This window comes from Clostridia bacterium (assembly GCA_028698525.1).
GTDB lineage: Bacteria > Bacillota > Clostridia > JAQVDB01 > JAQVDB01 > JAQVDB01.
Window position 1 is genome coordinate 1 of the sequence record JAQVDB010000117.1, and the last position, 3,529, is coordinate 3,529.

Consider the following 3,529-nt stretch of genomic DNA (forward strand, 5'->3'; position numbering starts at 1 on the left):
GCATATTAAAAAATAGGTATAATATGTTGACAGGCAATTTTTATGATGATAAAATATCCTAGTGTGTTTGTTATCTTCTTTTGATGATATACATTATGGAGGAGGAAGATAAATATGAAGGAAATCAAAGAAGTTCCTAGATCAAAAAGAATTATTGGAACTAAACAAACTAAAAAAGAAGTGGTTATGAATAGAGTAAAAAAAGTGTATGTTGCCAAGGATGCCGAGAATCATATAATAAGAGAACTTACAGAATTATGTAATGAAAAGCTTATACCTATTATTTATGTTGACACAATGAAGGAACTGGGTTCGATTTGTGGTATCCAGGTAGGCGCTGCTTCAGCAGCTATATTAAAATAAAATTAACCACCGGAAGGAGGTGCGCATATGCCGACAATTAACCAGTTGATAAGAAAGGGTAGAAAGAGTATGGAGCAGAAGTCAGATGCACCTGCTTTAAAAGAATGCCCGCAAAAAAGAGGGGTTTGCACAGCTGTAAAAACTGCAACACCCAAGAAGCCAAACTCTGCACTGAGAAAGATAGCCAGAGTGAGACTGACAAACGGAATGGAAGTAACTGCATATATACCAGGTATAGGTCATAATTTGCAGGAGCACTCTGTAGTATTGATAAGAGGTGGAAGAATCAAAGACCTTCCTGGTGTTAGATATCATATAGTAAGAGGTGCGCTGGACACTGCAGGTGTTGCAGATAGAAAACAAGCTAGGTCCAAATATGGGGCTAAAGGAGCAAAAAAATAAATAATAGAATTGCTCAAAGTGTGTAGAAAGGAGGCAAGTGATGCCAAGAAAAGGTTATATATCCAAAAGAGAAGTGTTGCCAGATCCTATCTATGGGAATGAAGTCGTAACTAAACTTATCAATAATGTAATGCTCGATGGCAAAAGAGGAACTGCCCAAAGAATTTGCTATGGTGCATTTGATATTATAAAAGAAAAAACTGGCAAAGATCCAGTTGAGGTTTTTGAGCAGGCACTAGAGAATATAAAGCCTGTATTGGAAGTAAAGGCCAGAAGAGTGGGAGGGGCTACTTATCAGGTACCTATGGAGGTAAGAGCTGAAAGAAGGCAAACTCTTGGATTGAGGTGGTTGGTTAATTTCAGCAGAAAAAGAGGAGAAAAGACTATGAAAGAAAGACTTGCTGCTGAAATAATGGACGCTGCAAACAATAGCGGTAATAGCGTGAGAAAGAAAGAAGATACGCATAAAATGGCAGAGGCAAACAAAGCTTTTGCACATTATAGATGGTAATTTTATTTATGTAATACTGAATACAAGAGAACTTAAGTTGGCGCATTTAAGCAGAAAGGAGGATGTTTGTGCCTAGGCAGATTCAGTTAAAAAATACGAGAAATATAGGAGTAATGGCTCACATAGATGCAGGTAAAACTACAACTACTGAGAGAATTTTATTTTACACAGGAAGACTTCATAAGATGGGTGAAACTCATGAAGGACAGGCGACTATGGATTGGATGGATCAGGAACAGGAAAGGGGAATAACAATTACGTCAGCTGCCACTACTGCTTTCTGGAGAGATCATCGAATTAATATTATAGATACGCCAGGGCACGTGGATTTCACTGTAGAGGTAGAAAGATCCCTAAGAGTTCTCGATGGTTCAGTTGCAGTTTTTTGTGCGAAAGGCGGAGTAGAACCGCAGTCTGAAACCGTGTGGAGACAGGCTGATAAATATAGAGTACCCCGTTTGGCATTTGTCAACAAAATGGATATAATGGGTGCTGATTTTTTTAATGTTGTCCAGATGATGAAAGATAGGTTGCAAGCAAATGCAATACCTGTGCAATTACCTATCGGTAAAGAGGATAATTTTGTTGGTATTATAGACTTGATACGACAAAAAGCAGTATATTATTTGGATGATTTGGGGGTTAATATTGAGCAAAGAGATATCCCTGAAGACATGAAAGAATTAGTTGATGAATATAGGGTGAATCTGTTAGAAGCTGTAGCTGACCAAGATGAAGAACTTATGATGAAGTATCTGGAAGGGGAAGAAATTACTGAAGAAGAAATAATATCAGCGATAAGAAAGGCTACAATAAAAGTTGATATGATCCCTGTACTATGTGGAACAGCTTACAAGAACAAAGGTGTGCAGTTTTTGCTGGACGCAATTGTAGATTATATGCCTTCTCCACTTGATATACCACACGTAAAAGGAGTGGTTCCGGATACTGGAGAAGAACAAGAGAGGATATCTGCAGATGACCAGCCATTTTCTGCATTGGCGTTTAAAATTGCTACTGACCCGTATGTTGGTAAACTTGCGTTTTTTAGAGTTTATTCAGGTGTTATGAAATCCGGTTCTTATGTATATAATTCCACAAAGCAAAAAAGAGAAAGAGTAGGCCGTATATTGCAGATGCATGCAAATCACAGGGAAGAAAAAGATGAGGTGTATGCGGGAGATATAGCGGCAGCTGTAGGTTTGAAAACAACAGGAACAGGGGACACTCTATGCGATGAAGACAATCCTATCATATTAGAATCCATGGAGTTTCCGGAGCCGGTAATATCAGTAGCTATAGAACCTAAAACAAAGGTAGGGCAAGAAAAGATGAGTGTAGCTCTTGCTAAATTATCTGAAGAGGATCCTACTTTTAAGACATATACAAATGAAGAGACCGGTCAAACAATTATATCCGGAATGGGAGAGCTGCATCTTGAAATAATTGTAGACAGGATGCTCAGAGAGTTCAAAGTAGAGGCTAATGTTGGAGCTCCTATGGTAGCATATAAAGAAACAATTACAGTACCGGTGAAATCTGAAGGTAAATTTATAAGACAGTCAGGTGGCCGTGGACAGTATGGCCACGTATATATAGAATTAGAACCATTGGAGCCAGGTTCTGGATACGTGTTTGAAAATAAAATAGTAGGTGGAGTAATTCCCAAGGAATATATACCGGCTGTTGATGTAGGTATTCGTCAGGCAACCGAGAACGGTATATTGGGAGGTTATCAAGTAATAGATATTAAAGCGACTTTGTATGATGGCTCATATCACCCGGTAGACTCATCAGAGATGGCATTTAAGGTTGCCGGTTCGATGGCTTTCAAGGAAGCCATGAGAAAGGCAAAGCCGGTTTTGCTTGAACCTGTGATGAAGGTAGAAGCTGTTATACCGGAAGAATATATGGGTGATACTATGGGTGATATTAATTCACGAAGAGGTAGAATAGAAGGCATGGAGTCAAGGTCAGGGGCTCAGGTAATCAGAGCTTTTGTACCTTTAGCAGAGATGTTTGGGTATGCAACAGATTTAAGGTCTAGAACACAAGGCCGTGGGACTTATACTATGCAGTTTTCACACTATGAAAAAGTTCCGCAAAACATAACTAATGAAATTATCAACAAATAAAAAGGTAGGAGGAGAACAGAATGTCAAAGGAGAAATATGTAAGGACTAAACCCCACATAAATATAGGAACAATAGGTCACGTAGACCATGGAAAGACAACATTGACAGCAGCTATAAC

Annotated in this window: 5 protein-coding genes; all 5 read left to right on the forward strand. The window is 38.8% G+C overall.

Annotation, left to right across the window (positions count from 1 at the left end; all coding sequences use genetic code 11):
* The first annotated feature begins 114 nt into the window (after positions 1-114).
* The gene (locus tag PHP06_10860; protein MDD3841040.1) at positions 115-363 is read left to right on the forward strand and encodes a ribosomal L7Ae/L30e/S12e/Gadd45 family protein; all 249 of its coding nucleotides are present in this window, start codon (positions 115-117) and stop codon (positions 361-363) included.
* A gap of 27 nt (positions 364-390) precedes the next feature.
* Positions 391-765 carry a 30S ribosomal protein S12 gene (gene rpsL / locus PHP06_10865; protein ID MDD3841041.1) on the forward strand — a complete coding sequence of 125 codons (375 nt, stop codon included), beginning with the start codon at positions 391-393 and terminating at the stop codon, positions 763-765.
* A gap of 40 nt (positions 766-805) precedes the next feature.
* A complete protein-coding gene (gene rpsG / locus PHP06_10870; protein MDD3841042.1) occupies positions 806-1,276 on the forward strand; it encodes a 30S ribosomal protein S7 in 471 nt (156 codons plus the stop codon).
* A gap of 68 nt (positions 1,277-1,344) precedes the next feature.
* Complete coding sequence (fusA, locus tag PHP06_10875; protein ID MDD3841043.1) at positions 1,345-3,411, forward strand: elongation factor G; 2,067 nt, start codon at positions 1,345-1,347, stop codon at positions 3,409-3,411.
* 20 nt (positions 3,412-3,431) lie between these two features.
* Positions 3,432-3,529, forward strand: a 98-nt coding sequence (locus PHP06_10880) for a GTP-binding protein (GenBank protein MDD3841044.1), incomplete at its 3' end; no start/stop codon positions are given.